Origin of the sequence: Arthrobacter sp. Bz4 (genome assembly GCF_003075455.1) — a bacterium.
GTDB lineage: Bacteria > Actinomycetota > Actinomycetes > Actinomycetales > Micrococcaceae > Arthrobacter_D.
Window position 1 is genome coordinate 102,810 of the sequence record NZ_QDAE01000001.1, and the last position, 18,094, is coordinate 120,903.

Here is an 18,094-nt window from a genome sequence, read left to right on the forward strand (position 1 = left end):
GTGACGAGCTGGGAGAGATTAGGCTAGATCGTATGACCTCCCCCGCCGAGCGGTACCAGCTAGCACGGGCGCGTACCGCACACACCACCACTTCACTGTTTCAGTTCGAGCAGACCCTGGGGTTCGACCTGGACCCATTCCAGCGGGACGCCTGCGTCTGTCTCGAGGCCGGCCGCGGGGTGCTCGTGGCGGCGCCCACGGGAGCCGGGAAAACTGTGGTGGGAGAGTTCGCCGTCTACCTGGCCCTCGAGAAGGGCCTGAAAGCGTTCTACACCACCCCGATCAAGGCGCTGAGCAACCAGAAGTATTCCGAGCTCTGCGCGGTGTATGGGGCCGACCGGGTTGGGCTGCTCACCGGCGACACGTCAATCAACCCTGACGCCGCCGTGGTGGTGATGACCACCGAGGTGTTGCGGAACATGCTGTATGCGAATTCGGACACCCTCGACGACCTCGGCTACGTGGTGATGGACGAGGTGCATTACCTCGCCGACCGCTTCAGGGGCGCCGTCTGGGAGGAAGTAATTATCCACCTGCCCTCGGAGGTGCGGCTGGTCTCCCTGAGCGCGACAGTCTCAAATGCTGAGGAGTTTGGCGCGTGGCTGGATACGGTGCGCGGCCAGACCGATGTGGTGGTCTCGGAGCATCGACCGGTTCCGCTCTGGCAGCACGTCATGGTGGGACAGAACCTCCTCGACCTCTTCGCCGGTGACGTGGCCTTCGACGAGGCCGCACCCGCCGGTCCGGATGCGGGAGCCGAGGACCGGTACGAGGTCAACCCTGAACTCCTTGAACTCGCCAGTTCGGAGACCCGGCTCAACCAGCGTGCCGGGTGGGGAGCGGGCGGCGGGTCACGGCGGGGCCGTGGGCCCGCGAAGCGGCCGCCAGCGGCAGCGTCACGGGTCAGGCGTGCCACCCGGCCACAGGTGATCAGTGCCCTGGACCGGGACGGTCTCCTGCCAGCCATCACGTTCATCTTCTCCCGCAACGGGTGTGAGGCGGCGGTCAGCCAGTGCCTCGACGCCGGTCTGTGGCTCACCACCGAACCGGAACGCGAAATCATCAGCCAGCGGGTCGACGAAGCGGCGGTGGACCTGCCGCCCGAGGACCTGGCCGTCCTCGGTTTCTGGGAGTGGCGGGAGGGCCTGATCAGGGGCTTCTCAGCCCACCACGCCGGGATGCTTCCCACCTTCAAGGAAGTGGTGGAGAAACTCTTTGCGCTGGGACTGGTGAAGGCGGTGTTCGCGACCGAGACCCTGGCCCTCGGCGTCAACATGCCAGCCCGTTCGGTGGTGCTGGAAAAGTTGGACAAATTCAACGGCGAGGCGCACGTCAACGTCACAGCGGGGGAGTACACCCAGCTGACGGGGCGGGCTGGCCGACGCGGCATTGATGTGGAAGGGCACGCCGTCGTACTGTGGCAGCCGGGGACGGACCCGGGAGCCGTGGCGGGTCTCGCCTCCCGGCGGACCTACCCGTTGAACTCGAGCTTCAGGCCCACCTACAACATGAGCATCAACCTCGTCGCCCAATTTGGCCAGCACCGATCCCGGGAGATCCTCGAAACCTCGTTCGCCCAGTTCCAGGCGGACCGGTCGGTGGTGGGACTCGCGAAACAGGTGCGGACCCGTGAGGAGTCGCTGCGGGGCTATGAGCAGTCCATGACCTGCCATCTCGGCGACTTCACCGAATACTCGAGGCTTCGCCGTGAAATTTCCGATCTGGAGGATCGGGCAGCGAAAACCAACTCGCGGAGCCTGCGCTCGGCGGCGGCTTCGTCGCTCGAAATGCTGCGACCCGGCGACGTCGTCGACGTGCCGGCAGGACGCAGCCAGGGCTATGCGGTGGTCCTCAGCTCCGACACCTCTCGGGAGCCCCGCCCAACGGTCCTCACCGAAGACAAGCAGCTCCGTCGGGTCGGGGTGCAGGACCTCAGCGGGCCCCTTGAGGTTCTCTCCCACATCAGGATCCCCAAAAACTTCAACGCCCGCAGCCCCAAAGACCGCCGGGACCTGAGTTCGTCGCTCCGGAACGCACTCCATGACAAGCGTCCACCCCGTCGCGGTCCCGGCCAGGACGGTTTCCTCTCCGGTGCCACCGAGCGCCAGGAGGCCGCCATCGCAGAGCTGCGACGCAAGCTGCGGTCCCACCCCTGCCACGGGTGCAGCGACCGGGAGCAGCATGCCCGGTGGGCTGAACGCTGGTGGAAGCTGCGCCGCGAGACTGACCGGTTGGCCGGTCAGATCAGGGGCCGCACCAACACGATCGCAAAAACCTTCGACCGGGTGTCGGACGTCCTCCTGCACTACGGGTACCTGCAGGACACCCCGTCCGGGACCACCATCACCGCTGCCGGCCGTAAGCTGCGCCGGGTCTATGGGGAGAAGGACCTGCTGATCGCGCTCTCCCTCGAGCATGGCGCCTTCGAAGGACTCGACGCCGCTGAGACCGCCGCTTTGGCCTCGGTGCTGGTGTACCAGGCCAAACGGGAAGAACGCGGCCTGCGCCCGAAAATGCCCGGCGTCGCACTCGACCCGTCGATCGACGTCGTCGTCCGCCAGTGGTCAGCCCTGACCGATCTGGAGGAGCAGTTCAAGCTTCCGGTCACCGGTGAACCCGAGCTGGGTCTCGTCTGGCCCATGCATAAGTGGGCCAGGGGCAAGGCCCTGCAGGCTGCGCTGAGCGGAACCGAACTGGCGGCCGGCGACTTCGTGAGATGGACCAAACAGGTGGTGGACCTGTTGGATCAGCTCGCCAAAATTGATGATCTGCCTCCCGGCCAACGCCGTCTGTTTATCGACGCGATTGGCCTGATCCGTCGCGGTGTGGTGGCCTACTCGGCCATCAGCGACTAACCACTTATGCCCACCATCTGTCTGGAGCACGAATGACCCCGACCCGCCCAATTCTGTACCGTAACGGCTCCGTGTATAGCGCCGCAGACCCGTTCGCCACCGCGATGCTGGTCGACGGCGACACGGTCGCCTGGATCGGCTCCGAGCATGCGGCCGAATCGCTGGCCGATGCCACCATGACCGTCGTTGACCTGGCCGGCGCCCTCATCACCCCGGGCTTCGTGGACTCCCACGTCCACACCACAGAGACCGGTCTGGCCCTGGAATCCATCGACCTTTCCTCCTGCACCGGCATCACTGACCTGCTGGACCGGGTCGCAGCGGCGGCGCGCACCGGCGTCAGCACCGTGTTGGGGCACGGCTGGGATGAGTCGCGGTGGCCGGAGCGCATGGTCCCCACCGCCGGGCAACTGGACGCAGCCGGCGGAGGTAAGCACGTCTATCTGGCCCGCGCCGATGTTCATTCGGCGGTGGTTTCCGGGTCCCTCGCAGCTGCGCTGGACCTGGCGAACCTCGACGGCTGGGACAACGGCTTCGTGGTGCGCGACGCCCACGTCACGGCGCGGCTGGCCTCGCGCGATCTGGCCGACGGCGAACGCTCCGCCTACCAGAGCGCTGCGCTCCGGCGGGCCGCAGCCAACGGAATCGTGGCGGTCGCAGAGATGGGCGCGCCCCATATCTCACCGGTCGCCGACCTCCAGGCATTGCTCCGGATCGGCCAGGACCCCCTGGGGGAGCAGCTCCCGGAGATCCTGCCGTACTGGGGACAGCCTGTTACGTCGGTCACCGAGCTTCAGGAGGTGCTGGACCTGTTCGGCGGCAGCCTGGCTGGCATCGGCGGAGACCTCAACGTGGACGGTTCCCTTGGGTCCCGGACCGCGGCGCTCCGGGAACCCTATGCCGATGACGTCCATCGGGGTTCGGTTTTCCTCCAGGCCGACACCGTCGCAGCGCATCTGGGTGCCGCCACCAGCATAGGAATGCAGGCAGGGTTCCATGTCATTGGGGACGCCGGCCTGGACGTGGTCCTGCAGGGTCTCGCCCTGGCAGCCGATGCCCACGGTATCGAGGCGGTCCGGCGGGCACGCCACCGCCTGGAACACGTCGAACTCGCCGACGCTGAGGCTATCGCCCGACTGGTGCATTTTGGGGTCACCGTCAGTGCCCAGCCGGCCTTCGATGCGCGTTGGGGTGCTGCTGGCGGGTTGTACAGCCAGCGCCTCGGAGCTGCGCGGATGACCGGGATGAACCCGTTCGCGAGCTTCCTGGCGGCAGGGGTCCCGCTGTGCTTCGGTTCCGACAGCCCCGTGACATCCCTCAACCCGTGGGCCACCCTCCGGGCGAGTGTGATGCACAACAACCCCGCGCAACGGATCTCCGCTCGTGCAGCCTTCATCGCCCACACCCGGGCCGGTTGGCGGGCCGTAGGCACGGGACACCCGTTGTTGGGCCAGCTTGTCCCTGGTGCTCCGGCGTCGTACGCCGTGTGGGAGGTGGAGGAGCTGATGGTGCAGACGGCTGACAGCAGGGTGCAATCGTGGAGCACCGACCCCAGGGCGGGGACACCGCTCCTTCCTGCCCTCGATACCGGCGCGGACCCGGTGTGTCTTGAGACGGTCCATCGGGGCCGACAATTGTTCCAGGCCCCAGGTTTCAACGAAATTTCATCGCCCCTACGGTCCGTGTCCTGACCTGCACAAACAAGTGTTTACGCAGGTCAGGGGGCTGTTGACACTCGCTCCACAGCACGTAAGCTGTGGAGTCAACGGGTCAGGAACTCAGAGAAGATTCACTGACCCGACCGAGCCGATTCAACGCAGGTCCTAGGCAGCCACCGTTTTTCAGTGGGCCTCGCCGCGCGTCACGGCATCGGTACCCCGGAACGGGTAGGTTCGCGCGTCAGTAGAAAACAGCTGTGATTCTTGGATCCGTGCTGGCCCGAAGGCGCGCGGATCTACCCGACCCTCCACGGCATCCCGATTCGATCGGCCTGGTGGCTCTTTTTCTGTCCCACGCGGGCATCCAATATACTGGGCGTTTGGTTCCGGGCCCCGGGATCCGTGCGCCACGGCGTATCAGCTACGTGATCGAAGGTTGCCTGAGTGCGAGTCGTCACCATCATTCCCACCTACAACGAGATCGAGTCGCTTCCCCTGACAGTCGAACGACTGCGCCGGGCCGTACCTCACTCCGACGTCCTGGTGGTGGACGACAACAGCCCCGATGGTACCGGCGGGCTCGCCGACACCCTGGCAGGTGCCGACCCGCAGATCCATGTCCTGCACCGCACGGGTAAGGCGGGTCTGGGAGCCGCGTACATCGCGGGATTCACCTGGGCGCTGGACGCTGGCTACGACGTACTGGTCGAGATGGATGCTGACGGCTCCCACCGACCCGAGCAGCTACAGTCCCTGCTCGACAAGGTGGCTGACGCCGACCTCGTCATTGGGTCGCGGTGGGTCCCCGGCGGCAGCGTGGTGAACTGGCCGCGACGCAGGAAATTGCTCTCCCGGGCCGGCAGCACCTACTCCAGGCTGATGCTGGGCATCGATGTCCGGGATATCACCGCAGGCTACCGTGCGTTCCGCCGGGAAACCCTCGAAAAGGTTGAGCTGACAACCGTTGACTCGGTGGGGTACGGATTCCAGGTGGACATGACCTTCCGGGTGGCTACGCTGGGCCTGAAAATTGTTGAGGTGCCGATCACTTTCGTGGAACGGGAGTTCGGGGCATCGAAGATGAGTGGCGGAATTGTCCTCGAGGCCATTGCCAACGTCACCCGGTGGGGACTCGCCGCACGGTGGCGGGCACTGACCTCGCGCGACAAGAAGTAGCTTCCACAACCCGCCAGGACAGAAACAGCCCGCAGTGTCAGGGTTGCCGGTTCCTTCCGGCAATCCTTGCTGTCGGGGCCGCTTCTGGGGCTGGCGGGCACGAAAAAGCCGGGCTGACCCTGAGGGTTGACCCGGCTTTTCCAACTTCCTGTACTGCTAGGCGGACTGGCGCTCTCCGCGGCGTTCCCGCAGGATGGTCAACCGATCCTGGAGGATCTGCTCCAGCTCGTCCATGCTGCGACGCTCCAGCAGCATGTCCCAGTGAGTACGTACTGGCTTGTCACCTGAGGTGTCGGGGCGTTCCCCGTCCACCAGCAACGCTTCCTTACCGGTTTTGGAAACCCAGACCGGTGGGACGTCAGCTTCCGCTGCAAAAGTGACGAACACCCGCTCGCCGTCTCCGCAACGGTATTCAACCCGCTGCCGTGGAGCTGGCTCAACACCGGATTCAGTCTCCATGCTTTGCGCTCCGAGGCGCATACCGCGCAAGCTACGATCGCTCATGTAATCTCCTACTCAACAATTTGGCATCCGTAACGGCGGATGATGGTGCGGTAGTGGCTACCGCAACCTGCCACTTACATAACGCTGTGGACGTGACGTCTGTTCCCGATCTGACCAGCGAAAGTACGGCAAACACCCAATTATACGCTGGGGCAGGGCACAAAAAGAAACCGAACAGCCGACGCGAGCCAGCCGTCCGGTTTCTACGGTGTCAGGCGCTGTGGGTACGGGACGGGCTATCGCCGTCGGGCGCATCAGCGGTCGCGTTGCCCAGGACGTTACCGATACCCTTGAGCGCTTCACCCACCTCACTGGGAATAATCCACAGCTTGTTGGACGATCCTTCGGCGAGCTTGGGAAGGGTCTGCAGGTATTGATAGGCGAGGAGCTTCTGGGTCGGGTTGCCCTTGTGGATGGCATCGAACACCTTCTGAATGGCCTGCGACTCGCCGTCGGCGCGGAGAATGGCCGCCTTGGCGTCACCTTCCGCGGCGAGGATGGCGGCCTGTCGCTGGCCCTCGGCTGTGAGGATCTGCGACTGTTTGGTTCCCTCGGCAGTCAAAATGGCTGCGCGGCGGTCCCGCTCGGCTCGCATCTGCTTCTCCATCGAGTCCTGGATGGACAGGGGAGGGTCGATAGCCTTCAGTTCCACCCGGGATACCCGGATGCCCCAGCGACCAGTGGCCTCATCAAGCACTCCGCGCAGTTGGCCGTTGATCTGGTCGCGGGAGGTCAGGGCCTCCTCAAGGTTCAGACCACCAACCACGTTGCGCAGGGTGGTGGTGGTGAGCTGTTCCACGGCCTGGATGTAATTGGCGATCTCATAGGTAGCCGCCCGAGGATCAGTGACCTGGAAGTAGACCACCGTGTCGATCGAAACCACCAGGTTGTCTTCGGTGATGACGGGCTGGGGAGGGAATGACACCACCTGTTCGCGCAAGTCCAGCAGGGGCAGCAGCCGGTCCACGAAAGGGATCAGGATGGTCAACCCGGGTTGGAGGGTTCGCTGGTATTTTCCGAGCCGTTCCACCACACCGGCGCGAGCCTGCGGGACAATTCGCACCGACTTCACCAGCACGACCAGAACGAAAATGATCAGGGCAATCAGGACGACTGTCAGTCCGATTGCCCCTGCGTCGGTAGGCATATGTTCCCCTTTTGGTAGGTTGGCGCGATCGTTGGGTAAGTCTGGGCAACCGCGGTTGGGCGGCCCGTCTGGGCAACCGCGTCTAGACAGCCCCGGAATCGGCGGCTTGCGGGCGGGCGGGGGCACTGATCAGCGCAGTGGCACCGTCGATTCGGGTGACGGCGACACGTTCGCCGGCGGGAATCAGCGACCCGTCGAGGGTGCGGGCCGACCAGGTGTCACCGCCGATCTTCACAGTGCCGGATTCGCCGGTCACGATGTCGAGGGTGAGAGCCGACTCCCCGATGAGTCGGTCCACGTTGCTGAGCTGTTCGGGGGAGCCCCGCTTGAGGTGTTTCAGCGCCACCGGGCGGACCACCAGCACCATCAGGAGCGACACCACGCTGAAGATGATGACCTGCAGGAAGAACGCCGCGCCGAGGAAGGTGCTGATCATGGCTGCGAGGGCACCCATCGCCATCATGACGAAAAACAGGTCAAGAGTCAGGGTTTCCACTGCGGCAAGACCAAGGAAGAGAACCAGCCACAGGATCCAGCCGTTCTCCAAAAGCCACTCAAACATGTCTTCCCCTCTGGCTAAGGCGCCGTGAGCGCATACTGCGTTCTTCAATCATGCCAAAGCGGGGTGCGGAAACCTAGGGGTCGAGGCCTCACCGGACCGGTTGTTATCGATCCGCAAGCCTCAGCGGTCCTGGTGCCGCCGGAAAACCTGGACGGTGAACCGGGCACTGGCTGGAGTCCGTTCGGGGAGCACCGCCAAATCCGCCCACAGGTCTTCTGGGACCAGATGGTGGCCAGCCGGGCCCATCAGCGCGACATTGTAGATATCGGTGTGGGACAGCTGCAGGGAGAGCTCAACGGTTGCCGAATCGGCCTCGTCGAACAGTCCGGTCAGGCTGGTTGCCACCGCCGTGGCCTTATCCGGGCGCACCTCAAGCAAACCGGCGTCGTCGGCGATTTCGGCAAGGTGCCCCGGCAGGGGGGTGACAACGACCAGCACACCGCCGTGATTCAGCACGCGATGGAACTCTTCGGGGTTGCGGGGCGCAAAAACGTTGAGGATGATGTCGACCCCTGAATCCCGCACCGGCAACTGCCGCCACACATCCCAGACCACGCACACACCGTCCCGCAGGATTCCGGCTGCCCGGCGCAGGGCGAACTTCGAAATATCGAGGGCCAGCACCGCGGCCCCGGGATGTCGGCGCTCCAGTTCGGCCAGATAGTATCCGGTACCGGCGCCGGCGTCGAGGATTACCCTGGGCTCGGCGACGTGCCGTTGCGCCAGGTCGGCCACAACCGCCTGGAGTGGGGCGTAGTGGCCTGCGCCGAGAAAGTCGGTGCGTGCCTGCACCATCACTGCGGTGTCCGACTGGAATTCGGTGCCCCTGCCAGTGAGCAGGTTGAAGTAGCCCTGCTTTGCCGCATCGAACCGGTGACCCGCCCCGCACACCAGCGCGCCCGCACCGTCCAGGAGTCCCAGCGGCGCTGCGCACACGGGGCAGCACAACAGGTTCTCCGGAAGGTGGGGCATAGATTCATCCTAGGGCCGGAATTGGGAACACCCAGCGACTGATCTAGTCTCGGACTTGTGAAACCACATGAGCTGAATCACCTCCAGTCCGTAAGTTCACCGTCGATCTCACCTGATGCGCAGCGTTGTGTTGTGTCGGTGACCCGGCCCGATTTCGATGCCGACAGTTATGTTGGGCAGCTGTGGGACATTGCGGTTCCCGGGGGCGCCGCGCGACGGTTGACCCGCGGTTTCCGCGACACCGCACCCCAGTATTCGCCGGACGGCGCCGCCATCGCCTTCCTCAGGGCAGAGCCCGGCGGCAAGCCTCAGCTGATGATCGTTGACAGCCGCGGCGGCGAACCCCAGCGCCTGACGGACCAGAAAATGGGGGTTGGCTCGTTCAGCTTCTCGCCCGATTCGTCGAAGCTCACCTTCACCTCCCGCGTTCCGGAGCACGGCCGCTACGGGACCGTCGACGGCGTCGGCCCCGGGCTGGAGGATCCCCGCCTGATCAGCACGTTCAAGTACCGGATGAACGGGCTGGGCTATTCGCTGGACAAACGGACCCAGATTTTTGTTCTCGACGTACCGAGCCTCGACGCCGAACCTTTCGTGGAACCGGTCGGCAGGGCAAAGGAAGCTGCGGTGGACCCGGCTGGCAGCGAAAAGCCGGCAGCCAAGGAGAAGGCACCCGGCAAAGGGCTTCCGGAGGCCGTGCAGCTGACCACGGCAGACGCGGATCACAACGAGCCTGTTTTCACCCGCGACGGGCGCCGCATCCTCTTCACCGCGGCGCTGCATTCCGACGCCGACACCACCCTCTACACCGATGTCCATTCGATGGCGGTGGATGGGTCCGACGTCGTGCAACTCACCAACCGCGGCTCTGGTACCCGGCTGGGCTGCAGCCGGCCGGTCGAAAGCCTCGATGGACACTGGCTGTTCTTCCTGGGCAGCGACCTTTCCGAGGACGGGCTGGACTTCCTGGCCCGCAACACCGCGCTCTACGTTGCTCCAGCCGCTGCACCCGGCGAAGCTCGGGCCATCACCGATGCCGAGACCGTGGACCTGGGCGAGGTGGGGGACATCGTGCCGCGCGGCGCCGATTCGGTGCTCGTCTTTAACCGGACCCGGGGCCGCGGCACCCTCCTCGAAGCCTCCGCCGACGGGACCGTCAGCACCCTGCTCGACGGCGAACTCATCGTGACAGGTGCAGCGGCGAAGGGCGACCTGGTGGTTGCCGCCTATACCGATCCCACCACGATGGGGGATCTGGCAGTAGTGTCCGGGGGCTCCCTCAAACCGCTCACAGACCTCTCCAACGACCTCCGGATGCAGACCGCAGTGGTGGCACCCAAAGAAGAAACCTTCACGGCCAGCGACGGGCACAGCGTGCATGGCTGGGTGCTGGAACCCGAGGGCGAGGGGCCCCACCCGGTCCTGCTCAACATTCACGGCGGCCCGTTCGCCCAATATGGCTGGGGATACTTCGACGAGGCGCAGGTCTATGTCAACGCCGGGTACGCCGTCGTCATGTGCAACCCGCGGGGAGCGGCCGGGTACGGGCAGGAGCACGGCCGCGTGATCAAGGGAGCGATGGGTACCGTTGACCTCCTCGATGTCCTGGGCTTCCTGGACGGCGCACTGGAGAAATACCCGTCGTTTGATCGGGACCGGCTGGGCGTCATGGGCGGGTCCTACGGCGGCTACCTGACCGCGTGGACCATCTCCCAGGACCATCGGTTCACGGCGGCAGTGGTCGAACGCGGCTACCTGGATCCGCCGTCGTTCGTCGGTTCATCGGACATTGGCTGGTTCTTCTCCGATGCCTACACCGGCAACGATCCTGATCAGGTGAGGGCACAGAATCCGTTTGCACACGTCGACAAGGTGCAGACCCCCACCTTCGTGGTCCACTCCGAGGAGGATCTGCGCTGCCCGCTGGAGCAGGCTCAACGCTATTACACGGCGTTGAAGCTACGCGGAGTGCCAACAGAGCTTCTGGTGTTCCCGGGCGAGACCCACGAATTGTCCCGCGCCGGATCACCGTGGCACCGTCGGCAGCGGTTTGAGCACCTTCTCAACTGGTGGGCCAGATACCTGCCGACGGCGAAGAACCAGCAGCCGTAAGCGGCTAGCCCACAGCGGCTGGCTTACAGCGGCTGGCGGCAGCGCAGCATGGCGGGGGAGCGGGATCTTAAAGCAGGCGCCCCAGCCCGGTCGGGAGACCACCGTTGCGCTGCCGCCCGTGCATAACCGGTTGCCACCGTGCCGTCACCTGGAGCAGAATCAGACGATATCGAACGTACTGTTGGATGCTGGTGCGCACGAGGCTAGCGACGCCGTTGGGAGCCGCTGCGGCGACCCCGGCAGTAGGAGAGACGATGAGCACGTCGACGACGACGACCGACCCACACGAGTTACCGTGGCACACCGCCGACCAACATGATCTGATCCGGGTTCAGGGTGCCCGTGAGAACAATCTCAAAGACCTCTCAGTCGACATTCCGAAGCGCCGCCTGACGGTTTTTACTGGCGTGTCTGGATCGGGCAAGAGTTCCCTGGTGTTCGCGACCATCGCTGCCGAGTCGCAGCGGATGATCAATGAAACCTACAGCGCATTTGTCCAGGGATTCATGCCCAGCCTGGCCCGCCCCGACGTCGACCGCCTGGAAGGCCTGACGACGGCGATCATCGTCGACCAGGAGCGGATGGGCGCCAATCCACGCTCGACGGTTGGCACCGCCACCGACGCCAACGCGATGCTTCGGATCCTCTTCAGCCGGCTTGGCTCACCGTATGTGGGACCGCCGACGGCGTTTTCCTTCAACGTGCCCACCCGTAAGGCCAGCGGAGTGATGAGTACCGACAAGGGCGGCCGGGTGGAGAAAAGCGTGGTCAGGGATGCCGTCTATCTGGGTGGCATGTGTGCACGCTGCGAGGGCATGGGATCGGTCTCCGATTTCGACCTGACGGCGCTCTTCGACGAGACCAAGTCGCTGGGGGAGGGAGCACTCACCATTCCCGGGTACAGCATGGACGGCTGGTACGGCCGGATCTTCAGCGGTGCAGGGTTCGACATCGACAAACCGCTGGCCAGCTTCACCAAGAAGGAACTCGACGACCTCCTGTACAAGGAGCCGACCAAGGTGAAGGTCGAGGGCATCAACCTCACCTTCGAGGGAGTCATCCCGAAGATCCAGAAGTCGATGCTGTCCAAGGACGTTGAGGCGATGCAACCTCATATCCGGGCGTTCGTGGAGCGGGCCATCACCTTCCAGCCGTGCCCCGAATGCCAAGGCACCCGGCTCAGTCCTGAAGCCAGGTCATCGACGATTCAGGGCAAGAACATCGCCGATCTGTGCATCATGCAGATCGATGAGCTGGCGGCCTGGGTGCGTGCGTTGCAGGAACCGTCCGTGGCGCCCCTGTTGAAGGGCTTGCAACACCTGCTGGATTCTTTCGCGGAGATCGGGCTGGGATATCTATCGCTTGACCGGCCGGCCGGCACCCTGTCCGGGGGAGAGGCTCAGCGGACCAAGATGATCCGGCACCTCGGTTCCTCGCTGACCGATATCACCTACGTTTTTGATGAGCCGACCATCGGCCTGCACCCGCACGACATTCAGCGGATGAACGGGCTGCTGATCCAGTTGCGTGACAAAGGAAATACGGTGCTGGTGGTGGAGCACAAACCCGAGACCATAGCCATCGCTGATCATGTGATCGATCTGGGTCCTGGCGCTGGCACCCAGGGCGGCAGCGTCTGCTTCGAGGGCAGCGTCGATGGCCTGCGTACCAGTGACACCATCACCGGTCGACACCTCGACGACCGGGCAGCTGTCAAGGCAACGGTGCGTCAGCCCTCGGGCAGCCTGGAGGTGCGCGGCGCAGCAACCCACAACCTTCAGAACGTGGACGTTGACGTGCCGCTGGGTGTGCTCTGCGTAGTCACGGGGGTGGCTGGTTCAGGTAAGAGTTCGCTCATCCACGGGTCGGTCGCCGGACGCGAGGGTGTGGTGGTGATCGACCAGGGCGCCATCAAGGGGTCGCGCCGCAGCAATCCCGCCACCTACACGGGACTCCTTGAGCCGATCCGAAAGGCTTTCGCCAAAGCGAACGGCGTCAAACCGGCCCTGTTCAGTTCCAACTCCGAGGGTGCCTGCCCCACCTGCAACGGTGCTGGCATTATCTTCACTGAACTCGGGGTCATGGCCACTGTCGAGTCCACCTGCGAGGACTGCGAGGGGAGGAGATTCCAAGCGTCGGTCCTTGAGTACACCCTGGGGGGACGCAACATCGCCGAGGTACTTGCCATGTCGATGACCGAGGCTGAAACCTTCTTCGGTGCGGGCGACGCCCGCACCCCGGCCGCCCACAGAATCCTCGACCGCCTGGTGGATGTGGGGCTCGGTTATCTGACCCTCGGCCAGCCGCTCACCACCCTCTCGGGCGGTGAGCGGCAACGCGTCAAGCTGGCGACGCAGATGGCCGAAAAAGGCGACGTGTATGTGCTTGATGAGCCGACCACCGGTCTGCACCTGGCCGACGTGCAGAACCTGCTCGGGCTCCTCGACCGGCTCGTCGATTCCGGCAAATCGGTCCTGGTGATAGAACACCATCAGGCGGTGATGGCGCACGCCGACTGGCTGATCGATCTTGGGCCCGGCGCGGGTAACGACGGCGGCCGGGTGGTCTTCGAGGGAACCCCAGCCGAACTCGTCGCCGGCAAAACGACGCTGACCGGCGAGCACCTGGCGGCCTACGTGGGCGGCTGACCGCGCCTAACCCGCCGGCTGGAGCGCAGTGCGCCCAGCGTATGCTCCCCGGTGGCCAGCCGCCCGATGCCGGTCCGGGAGGCGCGCTCCTTCGCCGAAAAACTTTTCCCGGAGGGTCCCGGACCGGTAATCGGACTGGGCCAGGCCCCGCTTTCGCAGTTCGGGCAGGACCCCCTCGATGAAGTCCTGATAGGAGCCGGGGATGGTCTGGTTGATGATGTTGATCCCGTCGATTCCCGCGTCCTGCCAGGATTCGAGCTGGTCGACGATCTGTTCAGGGGTACCAGCAATCTGCTGGTTGTACGCCCGGTAGCGCGCAACATCGGCGATCGTCGGATTCCCGCCAGGGACTGAGGCGAACAGGGCCTCAAGTACGCCGCGGGCGCCGTCGGTACGTACCTCCCCCAGAGTGGTGTCGAGGGGGAGCCCGCCGAGGTCAACCCCGATACCGCCGCCGATGTGCGCCACGATCGTATCCAGGTCCAGGTAGTCGTCGAGCTCAGCCCGCTTTCGCGACACCTCGGCTTCGGTGGATCCGACCACAAAGGAGAGCCCGGCAAAGAATTTGATGTCCTCGTCGCGGCGACCCAGTTCGCGGGCAAGCGCGCGGACCGATGCTGTCGTCTTCCGGGCGTAGTCCACATTGGGTGCGAAGAGGAATGCTGCTTCAGCGTTGGCAGCGGCGAAGTGCTGTCCCCGTCCTGAGGAGCCGGCCTGGAACAGTAGCGGAGTGCGCTGCGGTGACGGAGCCACCAGGTGGGGGCCCTCCACCGAATAGCGGGCCCCGTGGTGATTGATCTTATGGACCTTCGACGGGTCGGCATGGCGGCCCGTCCGCTTGTCCTGGACGAGGGCGCCGTCGTCCCAGGAGCCCTCCCAGAGCTTGTAGCAGACCTCCAGGTACTCGTCGGCCCAGTCGTAGCGGCTGTCGTGTTCGACGAGCCCGTTGTGGCCGAAGTTCTTGAACGAATTTTCAAGCACGCTGGTGACAATGTTCCAGGCGACCCGCCCCTCGCTGAGATGGTCGAGGGTGGACAGTTGGCGGGCAAACTGGAATGGATGAGACTGAACGACGGAGCTGGTCAGGGCCAAACCGAGATGTTCGGTTGTTGCCGCCAGCGCCGATTGCAGGACCAGCGGGTCGTTGGCGGGAACCTGGAGCCCGCGCTCGATGTGGGACGTCCAGCCGCCCCCATGGTTGCCGTACAGCCCGACGACGTCGGCAAGGAAGAGCGCATCGAATTTCGCTTCCTCCAGCGTTCGCGCCAGGTCTGTCCACAGCCGCAGGTCATTGAATCGGTGTTGTTGGGCTTCGGGGTGGCGCCACTGCCCGCCGAGGATGTGGCTTGTGGTGTTCATCGCGAATGCGCTGAGGAGAAGACGTGGGCGTTCAGTGAAGACTGACATCAGGGGGTACCTCCGGTGGTGGATGAGGGGCGAGCGGTGGCGTCGCCGATGCTGTTCAGGCCAGTGGGGGTGGTGCTGTTGATCAGATAGTCGCCGACTGAGCGCGCTTTGAATAGCGCCGGGTTGTGGGTGGCCACCGTCCTCGCGTTGCGCCAGTGGCGGTCCAGTGCCTTGTCCTTGCCGACTGCCGACGCCCCGGCGACGTCGAATAATTCGCTGGTTGCCGCCAGCACCAACGGGGGAACCGAGACGTGAGCCTGGTCGACAGCCAGTTCGGCGCGGAGGAACGCTGCCTCGGGGGATAGTGCCAATGCCGGGTCGACGGCGGCGTCAAGGTCCCGGGCCGCCGCCGTCACGACGGCTTCGGCGGTGTACACCTTCGATGCCAGGACACCGACATGTTCCTGGATCTGGGGATCATCGCGGAACAGGCCGCCCGATCCCGTGTTGAAGTCCGGATCCGGGCTTGAACGAGGTTCACCGCGTCGCGGCGGGCAGCGCGGCCGATCCCGGCCAGCACCGCAAGGAGGAAGAGTTGAAAAAACGCTGGTTCGAGCGTACTTGTCACCTTCCGCTGCAGGATGTCCCCGGACTCGACCGGCACCCGGTCAAAGCGCGCGGTGCCGGTCCCCGTCAACGGCTGACCAAAACCATCCCAGTCGTCCACGATCGTCACCCGCGGGTCGTCCGCCCTCACCAGCGCGTATTGTCTCCCTTCGAGCCCCTCAGTGCTCGCCATGACCACCACCCAGTCGGCGAAAATACTGCCGGTGGTGTAGAACTTTTCACCGGTGAGGAACCATTGCCCCTCCTCCTGGTGGAGCCTGGTCCGGGTTGTGCCGAGGGCGTTGCCCGAGCGTTCAGTGGCAGCGTTGCCGAAGATTTGGCCAGCAGCGATACGGGGGAACCAACGGTCCTGAAACTCTGCGGACTGCAGCGCGGCCGTTTCGACAAACGAAAAATGGGAGCGCAACAGGTGGGAGACATTCGAGTCCGCCTCTGCCAGTTCAGTGACGAGCCGGAAGAGGTGTTCGTGGCTCACCGGATTGCCGCCGAACCGGGCGGGCACCCGAAGGGTGGTGAATCCTGCGTCCCTGAGCCACCCCACCTGGGCGAAGGGCAGGGTCCGGTCCGCTTCACGGGCGAGGGCGCCGTCGGCGATGCGCTGGAACACGGGCCGGAAACGCGCGGCGAGTTCCTCGTAACTGGCCTCTCCGGTGGCCGTACTGTGCTGGTGCCCGCTGTCCTGTGGTGCGTACGGCTGCGGTACGTCCGGCTGGGGTCCGCTGTGCTGGGCGCTGGTGGTGGTGGTCATGGAGTTGTCCTTACGTGGTTGCGAGGGCGGCAATGCCGCTGCGAGTGGAGGCGTGGGCGCGAAGCCGGTGGCCCGGGTTGGAGTTGAGCAGCAGTTGGGTGTAATCACTGGTGGGATTGCCGAAGACCTCATTAGTGGGGCCCGTTTCGACGAGTTTCCCCCGGTGCATGACGCCAACGGCCGAAGAGATTCGTTCAACCACGTGAAGGTCATGGGAAATGAAGAGGTAAGTCAGTCCGAGTTCTTGTTGCAGGTCTGCCAGTAGGTCGAGGATCTGGGCCTGTGTCAGGACGTCGAGGGCTGACAGTGCCTCATCCAGCACCAAGGTGCGTGCCCCGAGCGCGAGCGCACGCGCAATTGCGACGCGTTGGCGCTGACCACCGGAGAGTTCAAGCGGACGTTTGTCCGCGAGGCTCGACGGGATATTCACCTGATCCAGGAGTTCGGCCACTCGTTTGGCACGGGTTGTCCTGGAGCCGATCCGGTAGTTCCGGAGGGGCTCGCCGATGATGTCGCGGATAGGTAGGCGAGGATCGAGCGCGGAATCGGGGTTCTGATAAACCAGTTGCAGGTGTTTCCACGATTCTCTCTTCTGCTGTCGGGAGGCGGAGGTGACGTCCTGTCCGTGGATGAGGATCTGTCCGGCTCCTGGATCGAGCAGGCGGAGAATCATGCGGGCAGTGGTCGATTTTCCGGATCCCGATTCTCCCACCAGGGCGAAGGTGGTGCCCTGGGCAACGCTGAAGGACACGCCGTCGACGGCCCGGTGCTGCTCGCCCGCCCTGTCAAAGTCCCGGATCAGGCCTCTTACTTCGATGGCCGCCGTTGCACCGGGCGCTGCGGTGGAGACGGCTCTGGCCACCGCAGGGCTGAGGTGGGGAGCGGCCTCCTCCAGCAGCCGGACCGTGTACTCGTTCGCCGGCGCCGCAAGAATGTCAGCCACCAGCCGGTCCTCGAGGATGCGGCCTTGCCGCATCACGACAATCCGCACGGCGTGGTCGGTGGCTACCGCCAGGTCGTGGGTCACAAAAATGACTGCCGTGCCAAATTCGGTGGCCAGACGCTCAAAAACCTCGAGAATCTTCGCCTGGACGGTCACGTCAAGAGCCGATGTCGGTTCGTCAGCAATGAGCAGCTCCGGCCGGAGGCTGAAGGCAATCGCGATGAGAACACGCTGTTTCAGGCCCCCTGATAACTGGTGCGGGTACTGTTTCAGCCGTTCTTCAGGCCGGTCAATTCCCACCAGATCGAGTAACCGGATGACCTCAGACCGGATCGACTCACGGGATTGCCGGGGACCGCCGGAGTGCAGCCGGAAGACCTCGGACAGCTGGGAACCGATCGTTTTGACGGGATCGAGCGAGGCTCCGGGGTCCTGCGGTACCAGTGAGATCCGTACCCCCCGAATTTTTTCCAGGTCCCTCTCTCGTGCGTTAGTGAGTGCGAGGTCTCCCAGGGAAATGGACCCCGCGGTCCGCTGCGCAGCTGCCGGGAGTAATCCGATGATCGATTTGGCCAGGGTGGATTTGCCCGAGCCTGATTCACCGACCAGTGCCACAATCTCACCGCGGCGGATGGTGAGGTCCACGCCGTCGACGGCGGTCTTCGCCTCAGTTCCGCGACCATATTCGATCCGCAGTCCCTGGATGGTCAGCAGTGATTCGTCGGTCCAGCGAGGAGTTTGTGCCATTTTTACGGCGGGGTTGGGTCGTGCGTGGGTAACGTCCACTGGATGCTC

The 18,094-nt window shown here is 64.5% G+C and carries 13 protein-coding genes; 5 read left to right on the forward strand and 8 right to left on the reverse strand.

Going from position 1 to position 18,094, the window contains the following annotated elements; translation table 11 throughout:
* Window positions 1–32 precede the first annotated feature (32 nt).
* From DDA93_RS00530 to DDA93_RS00540, 3 genes are all read left to right on the forward strand, one after another.
* Window positions 33–2,855, forward strand: coding sequence for a DEAD/DEAH box helicase (locus DDA93_RS00530; protein WP_116777809.1), 2,823 nt, complete (start codon window positions 33–35; stop codon window positions 2,853–2,855).
* Window positions 2,856–2,887: 32 nt separating this feature from the next.
* Window positions 2,888–4,546 carry an amidohydrolase family protein gene (locus tag DDA93_RS00535; protein ID WP_116777810.1) on the forward strand — a complete coding sequence of 553 codons (1,659 nt, stop codon included), beginning with the start codon at window positions 2,888–2,890 and terminating at the stop codon, window positions 4,544–4,546.
* A gap of 411 nt (window positions 4,547–4,957) precedes the next feature.
* A complete protein-coding gene (locus DDA93_RS00540) occupies window positions 4,958–5,689 on the forward strand; it encodes a polyprenol monophosphomannose synthase (protein WP_024477044.1) in 732 nt (243 codons plus the stop codon).
* Window positions 5,690–5,845: 156 nt separating this feature from the next.
* Here DDA93_RS00540 and DDA93_RS00545 read toward each other — a convergent pair whose 3' ends face one another.
* The 4 genes from DDA93_RS00545 to DDA93_RS00560 form a co-directional block, all read right to left on the reverse strand.
* The gene (locus tag DDA93_RS00545; protein ID WP_024477045.1) at window positions 5,846–6,193 is read right to left on the reverse strand and encodes an RNA polymerase-binding protein RbpA; all 348 of its coding nucleotides are present in this window, start codon (window positions 6,191–6,193) and stop codon (window positions 5,846–5,848) included.
* Window positions 6,194–6,404: 211 nt separating this feature from the next.
* The gene (locus DDA93_RS00550) at window positions 6,405–7,340 is read right to left on the reverse strand and encodes an SPFH domain-containing protein (protein ID WP_019482723.1); all 936 of its coding nucleotides are present in this window, start codon (window positions 7,338–7,340) and stop codon (window positions 6,405–6,407) included.
* An 82-nt stretch (window positions 7,341–7,422) separates the two neighbouring features.
* Entirely contained in the window at window positions 7,423–7,902 is a 480-nt protein-coding gene (locus DDA93_RS00555) for an NfeD family protein (protein ID WP_019482724.1), read from the reverse strand.
* 120 nt (window positions 7,903–8,022) lie between these two features.
* Window positions 8,023–8,874: a putative RNA methyltransferase gene (locus tag DDA93_RS00560; RefSeq protein ID WP_116777811.1), complete on the reverse strand. Its 852-nt coding sequence runs from the start codon at window positions 8,872–8,874 to the stop codon at window positions 8,023–8,025.
* 132 nt (window positions 8,875–9,006) lie between these two features.
* Here DDA93_RS00560 and DDA93_RS00565 point away from each other — a divergent pair, with 132 nt between their 5' ends.
* Window positions 9,007–10,986, forward strand: a complete 1,980-nt coding sequence (locus DDA93_RS00565; protein WP_019482726.1) for a prolyl oligopeptidase family serine peptidase — start codon at window positions 9,007–9,009, stop codon at window positions 10,984–10,986.
* 254 nt (window positions 10,987–11,240) lie between these two features.
* A complete protein-coding gene (locus DDA93_RS00570) occupies window positions 11,241–13,634 on the forward strand; it encodes an excinuclease ABC subunit UvrA (protein WP_116777812.1) in 2,394 nt (797 codons plus the stop codon).
* Window positions 13,635–13,640: 6 nt separating this feature from the next.
* Here the strand turns inward: DDA93_RS00570 and DDA93_RS00575 are convergent, their stop codons facing one another.
* The 4 genes from DDA93_RS00575 to DDA93_RS00585 are packed head-to-tail and all read right to left on the reverse strand — an operon-like array spanning window position 13,641 to window position 18,085.
* Window positions 13,641–15,041: an NtaA/DmoA family FMN-dependent monooxygenase gene (locus DDA93_RS00575; protein ID WP_116777813.1), complete on the reverse strand. Its 1,401-nt coding sequence runs from the start codon at window positions 15,039–15,041 to the stop codon at window positions 13,641–13,643.
* On the reverse strand, window positions 15,041–15,418 hold the full coding sequence (locus DDA93_RS16570) for a hypothetical protein (protein WP_243400463.1): 378 nt from the start codon (window positions 15,416–15,418) through the stop codon (window positions 15,041–15,043). Before DDA93_RS16570 ends, DDA93_RS00575 begins: the two co-directional genes overlap by 1 nt.
* Window positions 15,394–16,356 carry an acyl-CoA dehydrogenase family protein gene (locus DDA93_RS00580; RefSeq protein WP_243400464.1) on the reverse strand — a complete coding sequence of 321 codons (963 nt, stop codon included), beginning with the start codon at window positions 16,354–16,356 and terminating at the stop codon, window positions 15,394–15,396. The genes DDA93_RS16570 and DDA93_RS00580 overlap by 25 nt, the downstream gene beginning before the upstream one ends.
* 10 nt (window positions 16,357–16,366) lie before the next feature.
* Complete coding sequence (locus DDA93_RS00585) at window positions 16,367–18,085, reverse strand: ABC transporter ATP-binding protein (RefSeq protein WP_116777814.1); 1,719 nt, start codon at window positions 18,083–18,085, stop codon at window positions 16,367–16,369.
* Between the last annotated feature and the right edge of the window lie 9 nt (window positions 18,086–18,094).

What these genes read in the sequence shown, in the direction of transcription:
- DDA93_RS00550 (WP_019482723.1), bottom strand. Translation starts at nt 7,340, where the DNA reads ATGCCTACCGACGCAGGGGCAATCGGACTGACAGTCGTCCTGATTGCC.
- DDA93_RS00580 (WP_243400464.1), bottom strand. Translation starts at nt 16,356, where the DNA reads ATGACCACCACCACCAGCGCCCAGCACAGCGGACCCCAGCCGGACGTA.
- DDA93_RS00575 (WP_116777813.1), bottom strand. Translation starts at nt 15,041, where the DNA reads ATGTCAGTCTTCACTGAACGCCCACGTCTTCTCCTCAGCGCATTCGCG.
- DDA93_RS00545 (WP_024477045.1), bottom strand. Translation starts at nt 6,193, where the DNA reads ATGAGCGATCGTAGCTTGCGCGGTATGCGCCTCGGAGCGCAAAGCATG.
- DDA93_RS00555 (WP_019482724.1), bottom strand. Translation starts at nt 7,902, where the DNA reads ATGTTTGAGTGGCTTTTGGAGAACGGCTGGATCCTGTGGCTGGTTCTC.
- DDA93_RS00530 (WP_116777809.1), top strand. Translation starts at nt 33, where the DNA reads ATGACCTCCCCCGCCGAGCGGTACCAGCTAGCACGGGCGCGTACCGCA.
- DDA93_RS00570 (WP_116777812.1), top strand. Translation starts at nt 11,241, where the DNA reads ATGAGCACGTCGACGACGACGACCGACCCACACGAGTTACCGTGGCAC.
- DDA93_RS00535 (WP_116777810.1), top strand. Translation starts at nt 2,888, where the DNA reads ATGACCCCGACCCGCCCAATTCTGTACCGTAACGGCTCCGTGTATAGC.
- DDA93_RS00560 (WP_116777811.1), bottom strand. Translation starts at nt 8,874, where the DNA reads ATGCCCCACCTTCCGGAGAACCTGTTGTGCTGCCCCGTGTGCGCAGCG.